The organism is Ornithinimicrobium murale (assembly GCF_003352835.1).
GTDB lineage: Bacteria > Actinomycetota > Actinomycetes > Actinomycetales > Dermatophilaceae > Ornithinicoccus > Ornithinicoccus muralis.
In genome coordinates, this window is record NZ_QLVD01000019.1 from 117,649 (window position 1) to 135,034 (window position 17,386).

At 64.1% G+C, this 17,386-nt stretch carries 13 protein-coding genes and 9 tRNA genes; 5 read left to right on the top strand and 17 right to left on the bottom strand.

Annotation, left to right across the window (positions count from 1 at the left end; translation table 11 throughout):
- Positions 1-12: 12 nt before the first annotated feature.
- From DPQ65_RS07065 to DPQ65_RS07150, 17 genes are all read right to left on the bottom strand, one after another.
- Positions 13-96 (bottom strand) — tRNA-Leu (locus DPQ65_RS07065).
- A 5-nt stretch (positions 97-101) separates the two neighbouring features.
- A tRNA-Thr gene (locus DPQ65_RS07070) sits at positions 102-174 on the bottom strand.
- Positions 175-311: 137 nt separating this feature from the next.
- The gene (locus DPQ65_RS07075) at positions 312-575 is read right to left on the bottom strand and encodes a hypothetical protein (RefSeq protein WP_162802077.1); all 264 of its coding nucleotides are present in this window, start codon (positions 573-575) and stop codon (positions 312-314) included.
- Between the two features lie 50 nt (positions 576-625).
- Positions 626-700 (bottom strand) — tRNA-Phe (locus DPQ65_RS07080).
- Positions 701-840: 140 nt separating this feature from the next.
- A tRNA-Lys gene (locus DPQ65_RS07085) sits at positions 841-913 on the bottom strand.
- Positions 914-985: 72 nt separating this feature from the next.
- Positions 986-1,061: transfer RNA gene (locus DPQ65_RS07090), tRNA-Gly, on the bottom strand.
- A 31-nt stretch (positions 1,062-1,092) separates the two neighbouring features.
- Positions 1,093-1,174 (bottom strand) — tRNA-Tyr (locus DPQ65_RS07095).
- Between the two features lies 1 nt (position 1,175).
- Positions 1,176-1,252, bottom strand: a tRNA-Met gene (locus tag DPQ65_RS07100).
- A gap of 1 nt (position 1,253) precedes the next feature.
- Positions 1,254-1,326, bottom strand: a tRNA-Arg gene (locus DPQ65_RS07105).
- A gap of 289 nt (positions 1,327-1,615) precedes the next feature.
- Positions 1,616-1,687: transfer RNA gene (locus DPQ65_RS07110), tRNA-Met, on the bottom strand.
- 493 nt (positions 1,688-2,180) lie between these two features.
- Positions 2,181-2,708 (bottom strand): hypothetical protein, encoded by a 528-nt coding sequence (locus DPQ65_RS07120; protein WP_114906658.1) that lies wholly within the window; start codon positions 2,706-2,708, stop codon positions 2,181-2,183.
- A gap of 95 nt (positions 2,709-2,803) precedes the next feature.
- The gene (locus DPQ65_RS07125; protein WP_114906659.1) at positions 2,804-6,433 is read right to left on the bottom strand and encodes a YobI family P-loop NTPase; all 3,630 of its coding nucleotides are present in this window, start codon (positions 6,431-6,433) and stop codon (positions 2,804-2,806) included.
- A 132-nt stretch (positions 6,434-6,565) separates the two neighbouring features.
- On the bottom strand, positions 6,566-6,922 hold the full coding sequence (locus DPQ65_RS07130) for a sulfate permease (RefSeq protein WP_114906660.1): 357 nt from the start codon (positions 6,920-6,922) through the stop codon (positions 6,566-6,568).
- A 146-nt stretch (positions 6,923-7,068) separates the two neighbouring features.
- Entirely contained in the window at positions 7,069-10,608 is a 3,540-nt protein-coding gene (gene mobF, locus DPQ65_RS07135; RefSeq protein WP_114906995.1) for a MobF family relaxase, read from the bottom strand.
- Between the two features lie 118 nt (positions 10,609-10,726).
- The gene (locus DPQ65_RS07140) at positions 10,727-11,203 is read right to left on the bottom strand and encodes an HIT family protein (RefSeq protein ID WP_114906661.1); all 477 of its coding nucleotides are present in this window, start codon (positions 11,201-11,203) and stop codon (positions 10,727-10,729) included.
- On the bottom strand, positions 11,200-11,985 hold the full coding sequence (locus tag DPQ65_RS07145; protein WP_238146736.1) for a macro domain-containing protein: 786 nt from the start codon (positions 11,983-11,985) through the stop codon (positions 11,200-11,202). The genes DPQ65_RS07140 and DPQ65_RS07145 overlap by 4 nt, the downstream gene beginning before the upstream one ends.
- A 53-nt stretch (positions 11,986-12,038) precedes the next feature.
- Positions 12,039-12,557: a TIR domain-containing protein gene (locus tag DPQ65_RS07150; protein ID WP_070162311.1), complete on the bottom strand. Its 519-nt coding sequence runs from the start codon at positions 12,555-12,557 to the stop codon at positions 12,039-12,041.
- Positions 12,558-13,133: 576 nt separating this feature from the next.
- On the opposite strand from DPQ65_RS07150, the gene DPQ65_RS07155 reads away from it, so the two are divergent.
- The 5 genes from DPQ65_RS07155 (at position 13,134) to DPQ65_RS07170 (ending at position 17,211) form a co-directional block, all read left to right on the top strand.
- On the top strand, positions 13,134-13,586 hold the full coding sequence (locus DPQ65_RS07155; RefSeq protein ID WP_092105121.1) for a MarR family winged helix-turn-helix transcriptional regulator: 453 nt from the start codon (positions 13,134-13,136) through the stop codon (positions 13,584-13,586).
- Positions 13,586-15,298 (top strand): ATP-binding cassette domain-containing protein, encoded by a 1,713-nt coding sequence (locus tag DPQ65_RS16385; RefSeq protein ID WP_331712243.1) that lies wholly within the window; start codon positions 13,586-13,588, stop codon positions 15,296-15,298. Before DPQ65_RS07155 ends, DPQ65_RS16385 begins: the two co-directional genes overlap by 1 nt.
- The gene (locus DPQ65_RS07165) at positions 15,295-16,107 is read left to right on the top strand and encodes an ABC transporter permease (protein WP_092105123.1); all 813 of its coding nucleotides are present in this window, start codon (positions 15,295-15,297) and stop codon (positions 16,105-16,107) included. Before DPQ65_RS16385 ends, DPQ65_RS07165 begins: the two co-directional genes overlap by 4 nt.
- Before the next feature lie 18 nt (positions 16,108-16,125).
- Entirely contained in the window at positions 16,126-16,257 is a 132-nt protein-coding gene (locus DPQ65_RS16290; RefSeq protein WP_269457387.1) for a hypothetical protein, read from the top strand.
- Between the two features lie 132 nt (positions 16,258-16,389).
- Positions 16,390-17,211, top strand: coding sequence for a helix-turn-helix transcriptional regulator (locus tag DPQ65_RS07170; RefSeq protein WP_238146737.1), 822 nt, complete (start codon positions 16,390-16,392; stop codon positions 17,209-17,211).
- Positions 17,212-17,386 lie beyond the last annotated feature (175 nt).

Genomic DNA, 17,386 nt, shown 5'->3' on the forward strand with positions numbered 1-17,386 from the left:
AGGGTTGATGCGTGCCTCGGGAGGGAGTCGAACCCTCACGCCCTCGTGGACACCGGTGTTTGAGACCGGGGCGTCTGCCTGTTCCGCCACCGAGGCTTGCGAGCCCACCCCCGGGGTCGAACCGGGAACCTGCCGCTTACAAGGCGGATGCTCTGCCAGTTGAGCTAGGCGGGCGAGGTGCCGCTGAACGGAAGGCGTGGGCGTCAGCAGGCCCCGTCGCACGGCGCGTCGCACGTCGTGCAGGCAGCGGGGGAGGGGCGCACTGCTCGAGGCTGGCGCCTTCCGCGTCGACGTCGCCATGGCAGTGCAGCTCATCGAGCCACCGTCTCGAAGAACGACAGCCGGGTGAGTCGGCCGTTGGGATCGAAGGTAAACTCGCCGAACTGTCCGCCACCACGGTCGGACCTCTCGGGTGCTGACCACGGGTCGACGTACAGATCGACGTCAGTGTCTCCCGGCCACCTGCTCCGGGCGATGACGCTTTGACGGACGCCTCGACGACGGAACACTTCGCTGATGAGCTGCTGGTCGGTGAAGCCGTCCAGGGCTGGCGTTGAAGTCTGCTCGTCGTTCATCGTGACCTCCATGGTTTTCGGGTGTGGCGCCACCAGCCGCGGTGTCCTTCTGGTGGCCCTCCCTGGGATCGAACCAGGGCACCGCGGGCTTCAACCGCGTGCTCTGCCAACTGAGCTAGAAGGCCTTGATGCAAGAGGTCGAGGAGTCCCAGTACGGCGCCGGCGCTACCGGACTTGGCTTGGCCACGGGCTTGGCCCACCGGGTGGTCCTGCCTGCATTCGCTGCGGGTCGTGCGACTCCCGCTGGCCGACTGGGCCCTCTACGTGCCGCTCCGAGGACTCGAACCTCGCGCCCTCCGATTAAGAGTCGGATGCTCTACCTGATGAGCTAGAGCGGCAGGTGCCGATGTGGCCCCATGAGGGTCAGGGGCTACGACTTCGCGGGCCACCGGCAGCACCCGTGAGGAAGTTGGAGCGGACGACGGGACTCGAACCCGCACGCTTCTGCTTGGAGGGCAGATGCTCAACCAATCGAGCTCCGTCCGCGAAAGCCGGCCCGAACTCCGAGGCGGCCGAGTTGGTGCGGCAGGACTCGAACCTGCGATACCCGAAGGTGGCGGATTTACAGTCCGCTACAATAGCCACTATGCGACGCACCAGTGGCGCGGGCGGGATTTGAACCCGCGATCTCAAGGCTTATGAGGCCTGCGAGGACGACCGAACTCCTCCACCGCGCAGTGCCCTCGACAGGACTCGAACCTGTGACCTTCGGCTCCGGAAGCCGCTGCTCTATCCGCTGAGCTACGAGGGCAATTCGTTCTGGACTGGCTGGCGATGAGAAATCTGGCCCCAGACCTGGCCTTACATAGACATGGAGCGACAGTCAGAACGGATCATCATTCACCAGAAGAACGCACCCGGAACGTGCCGCTGGTTCACCTACGGGGGCAGCACATACACACTCATGTACGGCGGGCACGGTTTCGGCTGGACGGTGTACGACCAGGACGATCAGCTCGTCGACGAGTACCACACCCTTCGTGAGCTGCGGGCGGGGTTCCTCGGCTCGGCTGCACCTGTCGACTGGGGAGCGGGCTTCGTCGTGGCGGGACGGATCGAACGTCCGACGCCGGCCTTATGAGGGCCGCGCTCTGCCACTGAGCTACGCCACGTCGGCGCACCTCGCTGGGTGGTTCTCAAACCCGCGCAAGCCCCTCATGACGCTGATTCACCGGGTTCTGCGGGGATCACGGCGGCCTGTGTCGCGTCCTGAGCGCCAGCCTATCGAGGACGTGCGCGGCCCGGTGGCGGAGAATTCGCCTCGTCCTCAAACCCGTTTGAGTGTCCCGAATCGGGCTGCGCTGGCTGAGGAGTACGCCGAAGGGGTGCCGGTCGATGAGCTGTCGCGGCGGTTCGGGATACATCGCACCACCGTTCATCGCCTCGCCGCTCAGGCAGGTGTCGAGGTGCGCCGTCGTGGCCTGGACGAGCTTGGGCGTCGTGAAGCTGCGCGGTTGTACAGGCAGGGCATGACGCTCGAAGAGGTCGCTGCTGAACTGAGGGTCGGTGACGAGACGGTGCGCTCTGCGGTCGTCGCTCTTGGCGGGATGATTCGCCCACGTGGCCGTCTTCCGTCTCCCTAGTCGAGTTCGGAGAGGGCCGGTATCATCCACGTTGGCGACCGACCCAAGCCAGATGCCTGTTGGCGACGAGTTCTCCTTGCCGCAGACGACCGCGCAGGATACCGACACGAGTGCGTCCTTCAACAAGTTGAACGCCGCTCGATGCGGGGTTGAGCAGCGCCTGATCTAGGACGATCGGCCATCGCTTCCAAGTGCCGTGGACCTCCCAGGCGAGTCCCACGCCCAGGTGGTGGCCTTGGTTACGCACGGAGATCCAATGATCCGGATCGGCCGCGACAACCTCAATAACGTTCCGGTCCGATGGTCCAGTTTGCATCGTCATGAACGTGTCAATTGGCAGCGCTTCAACCTGCCATCCGACCTGTGCGAGATCGACGTTCTCATAATCTCGGAGGAAGGAAGCATTTCCTGCGTGGTCGTAGATCCACTGCTCGATGACGTCGGCCGGCCAACGCAGGTCGGCGACCATGTCTTGTCGTTGGAACTCTGTGAAGCCGTAGCCGCTCTCGCGGCATCGTTGCGCCAGGTCCGTGAAATCAACAAGCCGCATACAGATATCCTTCTCGACCCTCTGGCATCATCGAGGTCTCTAGCCAAGCAAGCTACCCGGGTCTATCTCAGCTACGGTCAAGATGACTGCCATTGTCAGTGCCGCATGTTGACTCGGATTCCGCCGAGCAATTTTGCTGGACCGAACGAACTGACTCTGTTACGACTCTGCAACGCTTTGAGCAATTCCTCAGTTCCGTCGCGGTCCTTCAAACGCGGACGATGGTGTCCGGTTCTGGTCAGAGGCTCATAGTCGTCGCCCAATCCGAGCAGGATTTGATCTAGGAGCCCTAGTTCTATGTCAGGGAGATGCGGCTCTAGCAGGCCCAGAACGTGCTCGGCCGGCGCACCAGCCTCGGCAAGCTTGACTAGTAGTTCAACAGAGACGTTGTTGCCCTTGCTTGCCCACTGGCAAAACGCGATCACGCTCTGCCGAGACAGCCGGGCGCTGACGAACTCGACGTCGTCGGCGATCGCGCGCTTCACAAGTGGTGCCAGGCGTCGACTCCGCATCACTTGAGCCAGATCGTCGCTCGACAACTCCAACTCGCATACGTACGACGCCAGTTGCTTGGACGCTGCGAAGTATTCCTCGCGGAATGCGAACGGGCGGTCACTCACGAGGGCGTACGTGTCGGCGGTATCAGGCACCAGGTCCTTCTCTAGCAGCGTTGGAAGGAGGGCGAGGCCGACATCGGACAAGCGTTCGGGGTCCAAGCCGTCGGCCAGGTTGAGCTGCCCGAGTAGTCGGACGGTTGCTGCCGAGTACAACGCACCGGAGTTGGCCAGTGCATATGCAAGCCCCAGCCTGGGCTCTTCTTCTACTTCCTCGGCCTTGGTGAGGTTGAGCGTGCCGAGGTTCTCTATCAGTTCCTCGTTGACTCCGAACTTGCTGACGAACTGGCTCACGTTCCAGACAGTCGGCGCGAACCGACCGGCCGACACCACGTGCCCCCAAGCTCCGTCATCGAGGTCCGTCAGGTCAGCAACTTCGCAAGAGTCCGCCGCACGTGCCGCGACGGTTCGCACGGCAAACTCGGCTGCATCTGCAACATCGCCGAGCACAGCAACGAATGCGTCTGGACTCTCGACGGTCACCTCGTCGTCTTGGAGGACGTCAAGGTAGTCGTCCAGGTTCGCGAGCACATGCCCGTAGACGGAGCCATCGGCAGCGTTCATCACGTCAAGTGCCAGACCGGTGCTTTCGTCGAGAGCGACCGACAGGTTCATCCGCGTGACCGGGTACAGGCCTGCGGCCACCGCCGCCTTGCACTGTGTCTCTCCGAGCACACCGAGATCGCCTATCCGCGCGCCGAGCCGACCCAGCAGAGCCATCACGTCGGTCGCCTTCACCGCATCCGTCTCGCCAACGAATGCCTGCATCTGGGCATAGTGCTCCGATACGAACTCCGCGACCTGGTCAGATGTTTCGTAGTCCGTGTCCTTCGCTGCGCACGTGATAGCCGTATCAACGAGGGTCGCGACTACTTCGAGTTCTAGCGGTGCCTTCTCGACCAGATGAATGAAAACACCGTCCCAGCGCGGAGCCAATCGACTTATGAGCACATCGCGAGATTTGCCATCTATCAGGTAGGCGTCGAGAAAAGAGGAGTCATCCCCCGAACGCACGGCGAGCTTATCGATGGCCTTATCGAGGCGCTCAGGGTGCGCAGGTAGGTAGTAGTCAAACACTTCGACGTTGAAAACACTTTCGCCGTCGAGGAAGCGGGAACCCATCTCCTTCTCGACTGCTTCGATCGAGCTTGCCTCATCGAAGTGAAAGTGCGGAGCTGCCCGATCCACCTGGACACAGTGAAGGATGAAGTTCATCGCACTCACGCTGATCGCGATGTCATGGTAGTCGGAGCAGTACAGAGTGAAGTTCTCGTCGATGTAACCCTTAGCCAGCAGATCACGACCCAAAGGAGACACGAGTTCGCTAATAACGGAGTCCAAATTGCGTTCGTCGCCATCCTCGGTTGGCATGACGAGGTCCGTCCTGGCCATTAGTTCCGCCATTGTGGCCTTCATGACGAAGTCTTTAGTCTCCAGCGCCACCCGGGAATCGCGCTGAAGGCGAGCAACATCAACGTCCACGGCGTCGTCCAGCCCATCCGTTCGGTTCCCCACTAACGCGACTAACTCGTCGAACGACAGCTTCAAGGTCCCCTGTCCAGGTCGGAGAAGTTGCACGTCATCGCGGTTCTCGTACAACGACCTCCAGAAATCACCCGATGTCAGGCCTGCCGGCTCGTAGTCGCCCGACTGGTGCCGAAGGACCGGCTTACCTCCGCGGCCCGTCCCCCGGGAGACGATCGGCAATACCTCCTGCAGCCGCTCCCCGGCTGCCTGAGCATGCTTGTCCCAGAGGGCTTTCGATCTCACTCGGTTCTGCGCCGCCTTGCTGCGTACTGCCTGATGCCGGGTCTGATACTCGACCATCTTGTGGAACGCCCGGTGTGCCTCGTCGATTTTGCTTGTGCCGAGCCGGATGGCCTCGAAGTCTTCCAGGTGGAGGTTCTTGTAAACCATCATCGCGAAGAGGCGGTCTGCAGTCAGTCCTTTGAGCCCATTCTCGCCGAGCACGGATGCGCGATAGATCTCGTACTCGTTTCGGATGTTGCGGATTACGCGCATGTCGGTCAGATGGGCGCCGACAAGGTTGACCAATGCGGTAGACGGCTGGTGGTCCGCTTTAGCGAACTCGGCAGCGAGCAGGTCCCGTGCCGAACGGTGGGTGATGAACGGAACCATCGGCACTACCAGGTCGAAGAACTTCGTCCTGTTCGCCGAAGGTGCAGACTCCAACGCCGACGCATGAAGGGCCGAAGTCTTGGCATCCTCACCGTCGGATTCCGCGTCTACTTGAAGTTCCTCGAAGATGCTGTCCCGGACTGCGTAAACGAACTGAATCGGCCGTGACTTGATCTGCTCGGAGTTGTTCAAGACGGTGTTTAGCTCCCGCAGGGTCTCGAAGATGTGCGGGTCCTTGAACCGGTCTAAATCCTCAAAGACCGCGACCTTAGTCTTCGTCCGCTGAAAGAAATAGACGATCTCGTCCAGATACTCGTCGAAGTACGAGTTCTCTTTCGCGCTCAGCTTGACCGCTGCTCCGCCCGCGGAGACGCTCTCCACTCGTATCCGGCTCTGAAGGACACGGAGGCCCAAGAACCACACCCCGCCCACGAACGCGCCGAGGACGCCGACAGCGGCCCAAGCCACCCACGAATGATTGTCGACTACGCGCGCGGGTGCCACGTCCCGGATGCGATTGACCAGGCCAAGAAGAACGGCAACTACGAAGAATACGACTGCTACAACACCGCCCCACATCAAGGCTGGCCAAGGTTTGAACGAGTCGATGCGAAAGTACCTCGACCCCGGCATCTTCGAAGGCGGCTTCCGATAGAGGAGCTGCTTGACGATCTCCTTCTGGATGAGGTTCGTCAAGGGTGCAAGCGATCCGTCCTGCCGGATGCGTGCCCGCTTCGTGTCATCGATTCCCAGGCTCGACAACGACAGATTGACCCACTTGATCTTGCGTTCGTCTAAACCGCCCTGGACACCAAGGATGACGCTGCTCTTGCCACTGCCGTAGTGACCCGCTAGAGCGATGTTCTTCGCGGCCGTCACAGACTTGTCGGTCAGGACGTCGAGGAGGACTGCAGCGTTGCGTCCGTGGAGGTCCTCTTCGTACGCGGGTCCGAGACTCCGAAGGACGGGCACGGCAGAACTCGGTGCTGGTTGCCGCGCCGGTCGATCAGATGACATAGGTGAAATTCTATGGCAGGTGCCCGACATGACTGCGGTTCTCGGGCGTCTGAGCGACGCAGCATCAAGGTCCTCGGGTTCGTCTGTCTAGACGGTCGAGCCTGAACTCAGTGCGGCGGCTCGCTGCTGTCGTCGAAGTACAGCGGCCTCACGGAGGCGGGCTCGGATGAGCCAAGCGACGCTTGCAGGTCCGAGCCAGAGCATCTTGAAGCCGCTCCAAACCGTCAGCAGGACGAGCAGGTGCAGCCAGCCTGGCGCTCCCTGATCGATGAGGCCGACGAGCCAGACGGCGGCGGCGAAGTACGGGATGGCCAGCATCATCACTGCCGGTCCCCACTTCATGCCGCGTCTGGTCCGTATGAGGTCAGCGAGGATGTTGGTGGGCATGTAGCGGCGCAGGAAGTTCCGGATGTGGATGCTGACCACTATCAGGAGGCGGAACATGTTCGGCTCCTCTCAATCGCACGTTTCACCTGAGGAGGCAGTGCGTTGAGATGGGCCCGAAGTCGGGCCGACCGCGTGCGGCCGAGTGGTGAGGAGAAACCTGCCTCGCTTCTACGATACGCCCGAGTTCTGACATCTTGAAGGGCTCACAGCCGCGGGCCGATCGGCTGATTTGCGATTGGACGCCGTCCCGGTCCGTCCTGCTGAGGCTTGGTGATGGCCTGTGCGCGGAGGAGAGCGGCATCGGCGCGGGCATGGTCGATCCTCTGCGCCGCGCTCTCTGGTTCGGGACCGAGAGGGCGGCTGCTGGTGATCCGATAGCGGTCGCGGTAGGCCGCCACCACCCTGGCATCGCGCCGCCACGCCTTCGCTTCCTTCTCGCCCTCGGGTATCGGGCCGAGCGAGGCAGTCCAGGGCTCTTGGTCGGTGAGGGCGCTATCCAGGGCGGTGGTGGTCCGGTGCTCGATGAGCTGTCGACGTTCATCGAGAGCGTGGTGCATGTCCTCGGTCATCGGACCGTCGGCGGACGGGATCAGTCCGGCGATCAGCCGTGGCGTCTTGCGGGTACGGCCAGAACCGGCGGGGCGTGCAGTGGTACCGGCGACGCGGTGGTGAAGGACGGAGGCGATGTCATCGGCGTCCTCGAACCCGCGCGCGGCGACCAGCCGCGGCAACAGGCGATCGAGGTCGTGGTGGTTCGCCTCAGCCCGGCGGAGTTCGGCGGTCAACGCCCCGAACGCGTCGGACTTGATCGCGGCGTCGGCCTGCTCGTCGGTGAGGCCGCTGGAGCGGATGAGAGTTGCCCATCGGTCGTGTTGGGCTGCGGCGGCGATGGTCTCGTACTCGGCGGCGAGCTGGGCGATCGAACCCCACTGCTCCTGTTCGTCAGTGATGGTCTCGTGCGCGGACAACTCCGCACCCACGTGCTGGAGCACCCCGAACAGCACCGACCGGCCGGTCGCGTCGGGATTCTCGCCCGGATGCGCCTCGGCGTGCTCGTCGGCCCGGTCGAGGATCACGTAGGCGCGGTTGGAGTGCTTGCCACGGGTCATCGCGACATAGAAGTTCTCCCTCGTCGTGGTCGGCTCCACCAAGACGTGCGCGGTATCGGCGGTGACGCCCTGCGCCCTGTGGGCGGTGATCGCGTAACCCAGATCGACGTGGTCAGACGCATACGAGGCCGGGAGGACGATGGAGCCGCCGAACCGGCGGCCGGTCTTGCGGATGGTGACCGAGCCGTCGTCGCGGACGCCGGTGATGGTCCAGGCATCGCCGTTGCGCACCCAGGTCTTCCCGGACTGTAGGCGACGGTCGTTGCGGCGGGTGATGATCGTGTCCCCGACCCCAGCAGTGGTGCCGTCGTTCAGCTCGACCTCCCGACCGGGCTTCAATGTGCCGTCGAGGATCAGATCGGCACGAGCGCGCTGGTTGAGGGCGCTCACGTGGTCGCGGGTCTCGGCGACCAGCACCGACACCAACCCTCGCTCCCGGTCCGAGCGCCACGCGGCGTATGCGACGTCGGCCATCGCTTCGGCGTCGCCTTCGCGGATGCGGTCGTGGTTCAAGTAGGTGTCGATCACCTCGGTGCGGCCGTGCCGCAGCGCGAGGGAGGCGGTCTTCTCCCAGGCGTTGGTGAACCGGTGGACGTCGACCAGTTCGGGCGCATCGTCCCGGTCGCCGACGAGGAGCCCGAAGGCGCCGCCCGCGTCGACGGATTGGAGCTGGCCAAAGTCGCCGACCAGTAGCACCTTCGCTCCGGCTCGTTCGGCCAGGTGGGTGATGCGGTCCAACGAGAGGGTGCCGGCGAGGGAGGCTTCGTCGATGATGACGAGCTGACCGGCTTGGAAGTCCTCGCCGTGGATGAGGTGGTTCTGCCACCACTTCGCCGTGTTCTCGCATCTGATCCCGAGGTCGTCGGCGAGCACCTGGGCGGCCACTGCGGACGGTGCCAGCCCGACCACGGAGCCCTCGCCGTGTGCCTTCTCCCACGCACGCCGCAGTGCGTTCATGGCGGTGGTCTTCCCCGCGCCAGCCGGACCGACGAGCACATCAAGCGTCCGACCGGAGACGACGATCTTCATCAACGCGTCGGCCTGATCCCCACCGAGCATCCGCCCCTCAGCATCGGGACGGGCGGTGATCCGCTCCACCGTCGCCACCGAAACGGTGGGAGCGGTCAGGGTGCGGGAGCGGCCGAGCAGCCGGTCCTCAGCGGCGAGCAGCAGCTCGGAGGAGAACACCGTCGAGTGCTTCGGGCGGAACACGCTCGTGCCATCCACACGGCGAAACGCCGCGGATGAGGTGGCGAGGTCGGGCGGCGTCAGCCGCAGCGATGCTTGTTCGGCGGCGTCGGCGATCATCCCCACGATGGCCTCGCGGTCTTGCATGGTGGCGAAGCGCCAGCCCATCGTCTGCCGTGACGCCTCTGCCATCAGGTTCCACCGCCGCCACGTCGAGCGCTTCTCACCCACCACCTCGACCACGGTCTGCCCGAGTTCGGCGATCGCATCCAAGGGGACGTCGTCGGCTCGTAGCAGCAACGGCTTGTCGTTGTCGGTGACAGTGCGTGCCCAGGTGGTCGCATCCTCGCCGAGTACGCCAGAAGCACGTGTGCGCCAGTCGGCAGTCAGGTCGGCCAGCGACCGGACCTCCTTCTCCGGACGCGTGGACAGAGTGGCTTGCGCGCGCAGCTTCACGATCATCGCCGGAGACGGTCGCCGTCCGTGCTTGCTGACGTAGTCGGCGATGAGCCGATCGGTCTCGGCGTCGATGTGCCGGGCACGAGTGGAGAACTCGGCCACCAGCTCCTCCGGCACGGTGCTGATTGCCCACGCCGGGTTCCGGTCCCGGCCCATGTCGCGGGCCTCCCATTCGACGCCGAAGGTGCGGGTCATGTGGTCGGCGAATACCGCCTCGTGCAGCTCCGACAGGGCGACCACGGCGGCGTGCATCGGCCGCCCGTCCAGGCTCCGCCACTTGCCGTCGAACGCGGTCTGGACCTTATTGCTGATGACGACGTGGGTGTGCAGGTGGGGGTCGCCGGCGCGGGAGTCGAAGTGGTCGAACGCCGTCGCGACCAGCCCGGTCACGTCGACCTGTGCAACGGCGCCGTCGCCGGCGGTTGCGCCTGTGCGGGTGGCTGCAACCTCGCGCTCCATGAATGCAACCACCTCCGCAACCGCGCGATGATGCGCCTCCCCGATGAGCGCCTGCGTGCCTGCGTCGGCGACCGCCCACAACGCCGATGCGGACTTCGGGATCGAGAAGGTGAAGTCGAACCCCGCAACTGCCCGCCGTCTACCGCGTTCGGTCTCCTCGGCCTCGATCTGCGCGACCGCCTCGCCCTTCGCGCCCGGACTCAAGCCCCGGTCAAGGTCGGCGATGCGGGCCTCGATCCGCTCCGGCACGGACTTGTAGGCAGGGAAAGCGAGCCCGAGGGGGTCGCCGGTGATCGGGTCACGCCCCATCCCCATCACGAGTTGGAGCTGGGCCTCCGACACCCGATCACCCACCGCGAGCTGACCCCTCCCGAGAGCGGTAATAGCGGAGCCGAGCCACTGGCCCGGCGGTGTCCCCGCCTCCACGTAGTACCTAGTCAGCGGGGTCGAGAGCGACCTGTCACCGTCGCTGGCAGCGACCGTGCGCAGGAGGTACTTGTATCCGTCGCCTGCGCTCATCACGCGCATCGAGACCGTCACCGCGCCACCGCCTTTCGGTAGGCAGGTGAGCGAGCGACGACGACGCGCAGGCGTCATCACCTTGGGGTGACGTGGGGTGGACGGCCGCGCTACTCCTGGAACGAGACTAGCGGGGTGTTGATCCGAGATCGGGGGCGATGCGGATTGCCGCCAGAATCTGTGCGGCAATCTGATCGGTCTGCTCCACGGTGAGTTCAGGAACGTCGCCGAAGTCGGTGCCTCCTCCGCTCAGAGTGCCGGCGATGTGAAAGTGGAGGTGTGGAACGGCCTGGTGCGCTGCTGTGCCGTTGTTCTGCCAAACCGCGATTCCTGGCCGCTCGAACGCAGCGTCGATCGCTGCGGCGGCCCACGCGAGGGTGTCCATCATCGCATGACGCTCGTCGGACTCGGATTCCAACAGGGTCGGGTAATGCCGCACCGGCAACACGAGCAGGTGCCCGATGCCGCGTTGTTCTCTTGTGACGAGCACAGCGATCAGATCGTCACGATAGAGGACCGTGAATGGACGCACCCCACTGAGGTAGTCGCAGAATGCGCAGGGCTCTTGCTCGGGGATGTCGAGGCTGCTCTCGCTGTCGTTCATCCGGCGACCAAGGATCGCAGGAACGCTTGGAACTCGGCACGGTCGATCTTGCCGATCTCGTTCGGATGCACGACGATGCGCAACTCCTTCGAGAACCGTCCGCGCCGGGCGCGAAGGAGGAAGGAGAATGCGATGAGCCTGACGGCGACCTCGGCCGTCAGCTCAGGGATACGGGACTGCCCCTGGCCGAGCAGCGGCACGCAGATCGGCTCTCCGTTGCCGTTGCGATCAACCGCATCCCACACGCTGTCGAGGCTGTCCAGGATGCCTCGGATCGTGCCCTGGGCGCGGTTGTGTTCGTCCATGCAGGTGTACGCGACGCAGTAGTAGCGAGTCGTGCCCTCTCCGTTGAGGACAGCGACGGTCCCGACTGGATAGACGTCTTTCTTGCCGGGCTTCGTGATAGTGCCCACTGGTCCGGTACCTGTCAGCGCGGATGCGATTTCGGCATCAAGTCGCGTCTGTGATCCACCGTAGATCCTGTGAAGCAGGTTGCCTTGAACGCTGCCGTTTTCAATGATGCCCGGCTCTGTGTCGAACGTAGTCGTCATCCCGACGAGGGCTGATGCCTTCTGCTCGAACAGGTCGCCCTCGACCAAGCGGATGCTGATGCTCTCCGAGGGAAAACTTTGCTCGGGGTCCTTTTGTCGCAGGGAGAACAGCGCCCACCCCACGGCAAGTGCTCCCGCGACGGCTAGAAGCCACCATTGACCGTTCAGAAGATCGGGTGCGAAGAGCGCGAGGGCTCCGGCCACAACAGCCAACGCACCCAGGGCTTCCAAGAAGCGCCGGGCAAATCTTCCCGCGTACCGTCGTAGTGACCGCTTGTGGCGCACTACTTATTCAGCCCCAGGCTCTCATACACGGACTCGTTGTAATTGTGTGGGCCGGTCTTGTCTGAGCTATTGAAGTCAGGAACGTAGTGGTCCAGTGCGTACTTGATGATCGTCGGCCCGAACGACACGGACATCGTGAAGTAGTCCTTGTCAGCGAAGGGGGCAGGAATGTTGGTGCCGCTCTTGCCGCGACGGGCTCCGTCGAGATTGGCGACGACAACAGGAAGGCCAAGGGAGATGATCGCTCCGACCTCGTAGGCGAGGAACGAGGAGCCGTCGCCCCCCTTGCGTCGGGCGGCAGGACTGCCAAGCAGCACGACCTGCTTCGTGTTGTTCAGACGCTCCCGCAGTCGCCGCTTGATCGTCTCAGGCGTGCTCGTGTCACGCGCCTCGTAGATGTCGTGTGCGTTAGTGAAGTCGAATTCGATGTTCTTGTTCGCTCGCCAGGCCGTCATGAGTCGGTAGTTGTGGATGTCTTCGCTGGCGAAGGCGACATAGGTCTTGTTGCGGTAGCTCATCGTCGGGCTCCTGGATCGTGTCGTCGCTGAGGATCGACGGAAACCCGGACCCTAGACCCGATTCTACCGTCGAACGGCGACGACCTCGTTGCTTCTAGGCGCCTCTCCCAGAGACGCCCAGCGCGCACGGACAGCCCCTCGCTTCGTCGTCGCGGATACCCTCGTTTTCAAGCGTCGTCGACAACCCTTGAGGGCACGCTGTCAGCCGCTCTGACCTCGACCTGCAAGAGGCGTGGCAGCCCCTGGAAGGACAAATGCGGGGCGGCGCGGAACGATCGCGCTGTCGCATCAGGTGGTTGGACTCGCTGGACGGGCGTCGTGACTCGTGGATGAGGCAGAACGAGTCCTACGCCTGTGCCTCCTGAACTCCACCATGCGGCGCCAGTGTTCACGGAGGGCTCGTGGGCGTTCGTGGGGGCCACCGATCTCTCACACGGTCTCACAACCGCACGAGCAACTCACTGCACTTGGGAGCAGGGACTCTCGCATGACGTCTGCCGTCCTCAATGGGGTCTTGGCAGCCGAACCAGCATCTCATTTTGGTTACCTACCTACATGATGTAGTAAGGTAACGATATGCGCACTTCGATTGTAGACAAGTTGATGGCCATCACGAGCATGTTCCAGCAGGACATGGACCGAGCCTTCGCCGGCACTCCGCTCACCGAGTCACGTGTCGCTGTCCTGTGGACGCTGGCACTGAGCGGGCCATCCACCCAGCAGACCCTCGCCGCGGCGCTGTCGGTGACACCTCGCAACATCTCCGGCCTCGTGGACGCGCTGGAACAGCACGGATACGTGCAGCGCATTGCGCATCCGTCCGACCGCCGTGCCGTGCTGGTGACACTCACCCCGAACGGTGAGACGGCGATGGCCCGGATGCAGGAGGAACACGCCCATCTGGAGGCCGAACTGCGCGACGCCGTCGCGCCGGAGCATCTCGATGCGCTCGAACAGGGCATCGACGCGATCATCGCCCGCCTCGCCACCTTGGTGAGTGCGGAGCAGGCGGACGCTGAGGACGGCTGATGAACACCGCCACTCGCACCCCGCAGACCGAACCGAGTCGAGCCCGAGCGCTCCTGGCTCGCGGTGCGGGGATGGAAAAGATCGTCTACGCCGCCATCGGTCGCGCGATCGCCCGTAAGCCGTGGAAAGCCCGCGACGCCAAGGGCTTCCACTACCACGCTCAGAGCCTCGCGATTCTCGTCATCTTCATCGTGCTCTCGGCAGTCGAAATCCTCATCATCGACCTGATCGTGCATCAGTGGCTCTGGGTGAGAATCCCGCTGCTCATCATCGGCATATGGGGACTGGTCTGGATGACCGGGCTCCTGTGTGCCCACTTCATGCGACCCCACACGGTCGGGAGCGAGGGCATCCGGGTCCGAGACGGCCTCGACATGGATGCTCACGTCACCTGGGACGACGTGTACTCGGTCGGGCTGAAGAACCGCAACTACGAGCCCAAGACCCCGAGCGTGATCGATGACCAGGAAGGCCGATCCCTGGTGATGAACATCACCGACCAGACCAACATCGAGGTCGTCCTGGATCGACCGACGACCATCACCCTTCCCGGTCTGCCACCGAAGGGCGGCGAGCAGGTCATCGACCGCATCTACCTCTGGACCGACGAGGCCAAGGGGTTCCTTGACGCGGTGCGGGAGCACATCGGCTCTGAGGCGGACAGCGCCGCAGGCAAGAAGGCGCGGGCTCAAGCCGCGCAGGACGAAGAACGGAGAAAGCGCATGGCTCAGTACAGCAACGGCCCGGCAATCGAGGTGAGCGGCCTCGTCAAGAGATTCGGTGACACCACCGCGCTCGACGGCATCGATCTCACCGTGGAGCCCGGGTCCGTGCTCGGGCTGCTCGGCCCGAACGGGTCGGGCAAGACCACCACGGTGCGCATCCTCGCGACCCTGACGAAGGCCGATGAAGGCACTGCCCGCGTCTGCGGATACGACGTCGTTCGAGACGCCTACCAGGTGCGGCAGCTCATCGGGCTCACCGGCCAGTACGCCTCGGTGGACAAGGACCTCAGCGGCCACCAGAACCTCACCATGATCGGCCGGTTGCTGGGCATGTCCCGCAAACAGGCCCAAGCCCGTGCCTCCGAACTCATCGAAGAAGCCGGACTCGCCGACGCCGCGACCAAGCCGGCGAAGACCTACTCCGGCGGGATGCGCCGCCGTCTCGACCTCGCGGCGAGCATCATGGGCGAAGCCGCGGTCGTGTTCCTCGATGAGCCCACCACCGGCCTCGACCCCGCCCGCAGGGGCGAGACGTGGGCGATGATCCGCAGACTCGCCGCGCAAGGCTCCACGGTGCTCCTCACGACGCAGTACCTCGAAGAAGCCGATCACCTCGCGAACGACATCGTCGTGATCGACGCAGGCAAGGTCATCGCAGCCGGCACTCCCGACAGCCTCAAACGGCGCATGGGAAGCCAGACGCTCGACCTGCGTCTGAGCGACCCCAGCCAGCTCGAAGAAGCAACGAACCGAGTCCAGAGCATCATCGACGCCGCCCCGGTCGTCGATGCGCACACCGGACAGTTGAGCGCGGCCGTGACCGATGGGCAGGTGATGCCCGCCATCGTGCGGAGCCTCGATGAAGCCGACATCGGAGTCAGCGAACTCTCGCTGCGCCTTCCGAGTCTCGATGACGTCTTCCTGACTCTCACCGGACACCGTGCGACCCCCGCCGACGAGAAGAACGAGAAGGAGGCAGCAGCATGACCACCCAGGCGCTCCCCGCAAGCCACACACCGCTGAGGAAGCACGTCAGCATCGGGCAGGTGCTGGTCCAATCCGCGACTCTCTCCCGACGCGGCATCATCAAGCTCCGCCGTCACCCGGCAGGACTCGCAGACGTCATCATCGGCCCCGCGATCTTCCTCGTGCTCTTCGGCTACGTCTTCGGCGGCGCCATCTCCGGCGACACCGGCGAGTACCTCCAGTACGTGTTTCCCGGCATCCTCGGCATGATGACGCTCTTCGCCACCATGGGCGTCGGCGTCTCCCTCAGCACCGACCTCTCCGAAGGCATCTTCGACCGCTTCCGCAGCCTCCCCATCGCCCGTATCTCTCCGCTCATCGGGGCCATCGGCAGCGACATCGTCCGCCAGCTCGTCTCGCTCACCGCGCTGATCGGCTTCGGGCTGCTACTCGGCGTGCGATTCGAGACCAGCGTGTGGTCGGTGCTCGCCGGATGCGCTCTCGCCCTCGCGTTCGCCCTCGCGGTGTCGTGGGCGCTGATCCTCCTCGCCCTGGCGATCAAAGACCCGATGGCAGTGCAAGGCCTCGGCGCCGTCATCATCCTTCCGCTCGCGTTCGCCAGCAACATCTTCGTGCCGGTCGAGACGATGCCGGGATGGATGCAGACCTTCGCCTCGTGGAACCCGATCGGGCACCTGGTCGACGCCGTGCGCGGGCTGATGATGGGCGGCCCCGTCGGTGAGCCACTGATGTTCACCCTGATGTGGATGGCGGCATTCGTCGTCGTGTTCGCCCCACTGTCACTGATCGCCTACAACCGACGCGCATAGAGTCCGACAAGCCAGAGCATGCCTCAGCGCGATGCCTACCCGGACGTGGCCGCTTCTGCGAGAAGATGCGGCCACGTCCAGGTGGGCCCGATCGTCGGCTGGCTCGTCATCGACCTTGCGCTGTCCGTCTGCGCGATGAAGTGCGTCTGACCCGGCCCTGTCATGTCGTCGGGCACGCACCCCCAGCACGCAGCGCTCCTGGCAGGCCGCCGCGACTGTCAACCGATCATTGCCCGCAGCAAAACCATCCACGCGCCGATCGCACCCGTCGCCTATGACTGCGTGAGGCTGATCTTCGTCCGCCATGGCTCGGCGATCCTGCTCAGCGAGTTCGGCGAGAAGCCCGTCGCGGTAGGCGATATCGTCGCCCTGGCCGCGAACACCGTGTGCGGCAGTGAACCCGAGGGCTCGATTACCGTCACCACCCTCTACCTGGATCGGGATTACGTGATCGACCAGGTGTTCTGGCAGCACGCCGCGCTGCTCACTGATCGCTGGGACGCACAGGACTTCGCCGACGAGCTGTACTCCGAACCGGCTCAGATACTCCACTTGGGTGAAGACCGTGCTGGGATGCTGATGCCGTGGCTGGACGAACTGGTGTCGCTCAGCCTCGATGGTCCGTCGCCGGAGAAGTTCTACCGGATGCAGGCGCTGCTGTTCGCGGTTCTCGACGTCATCACGCCCTATGTGAAAACCACCCCGGCACGGCGGTCCCCGACCCAAAGGAAGGCCAACGGGCCCGGCCTGCCGCGCTATCGGTATCTCGCGCCGCTGCGTGCCGAGGCGCATCAGGCAGCAGCCCTACTGCGTGCCGACATCGCCCGGCGATGGACCCTAGAGTCATTAGCCAGTGAAGTGCATCTATCACGGTCACGGCTATCGGCGGTGTTCGTCGAGGCCTACGGCAAGACCCCCTTGGCCTACCTGAACATGCTGCGTGCCGAAGCCATGGCGCGGCTATTGCGCGACTCCGATGCAACAATCGAGGCAGCCTCGAAGCAGGTCGGCTGGGACAGCCGGAGTCATGCTGCCAGCGTCTTCCGTCGCAGCGTGGGCGTCACTCCGAGCCGGTACCGGAGCAGAGTCCTGAACGGCGTCTAGTGAACTCGATCGTCCTGTGACTGGCCGCGATCGTCCTGCGTCACATGGGCAGATCGCCTCCACCCGTCAACGACCTGGTAGTCCGGTAGGGACTCGTCGGGTTCACCGCCGCGCCTGACGGTCACATCGCTCGTTCCGTTGTCCGTCTCGTCTTGCTGGTGGTCCCGGCGTACCT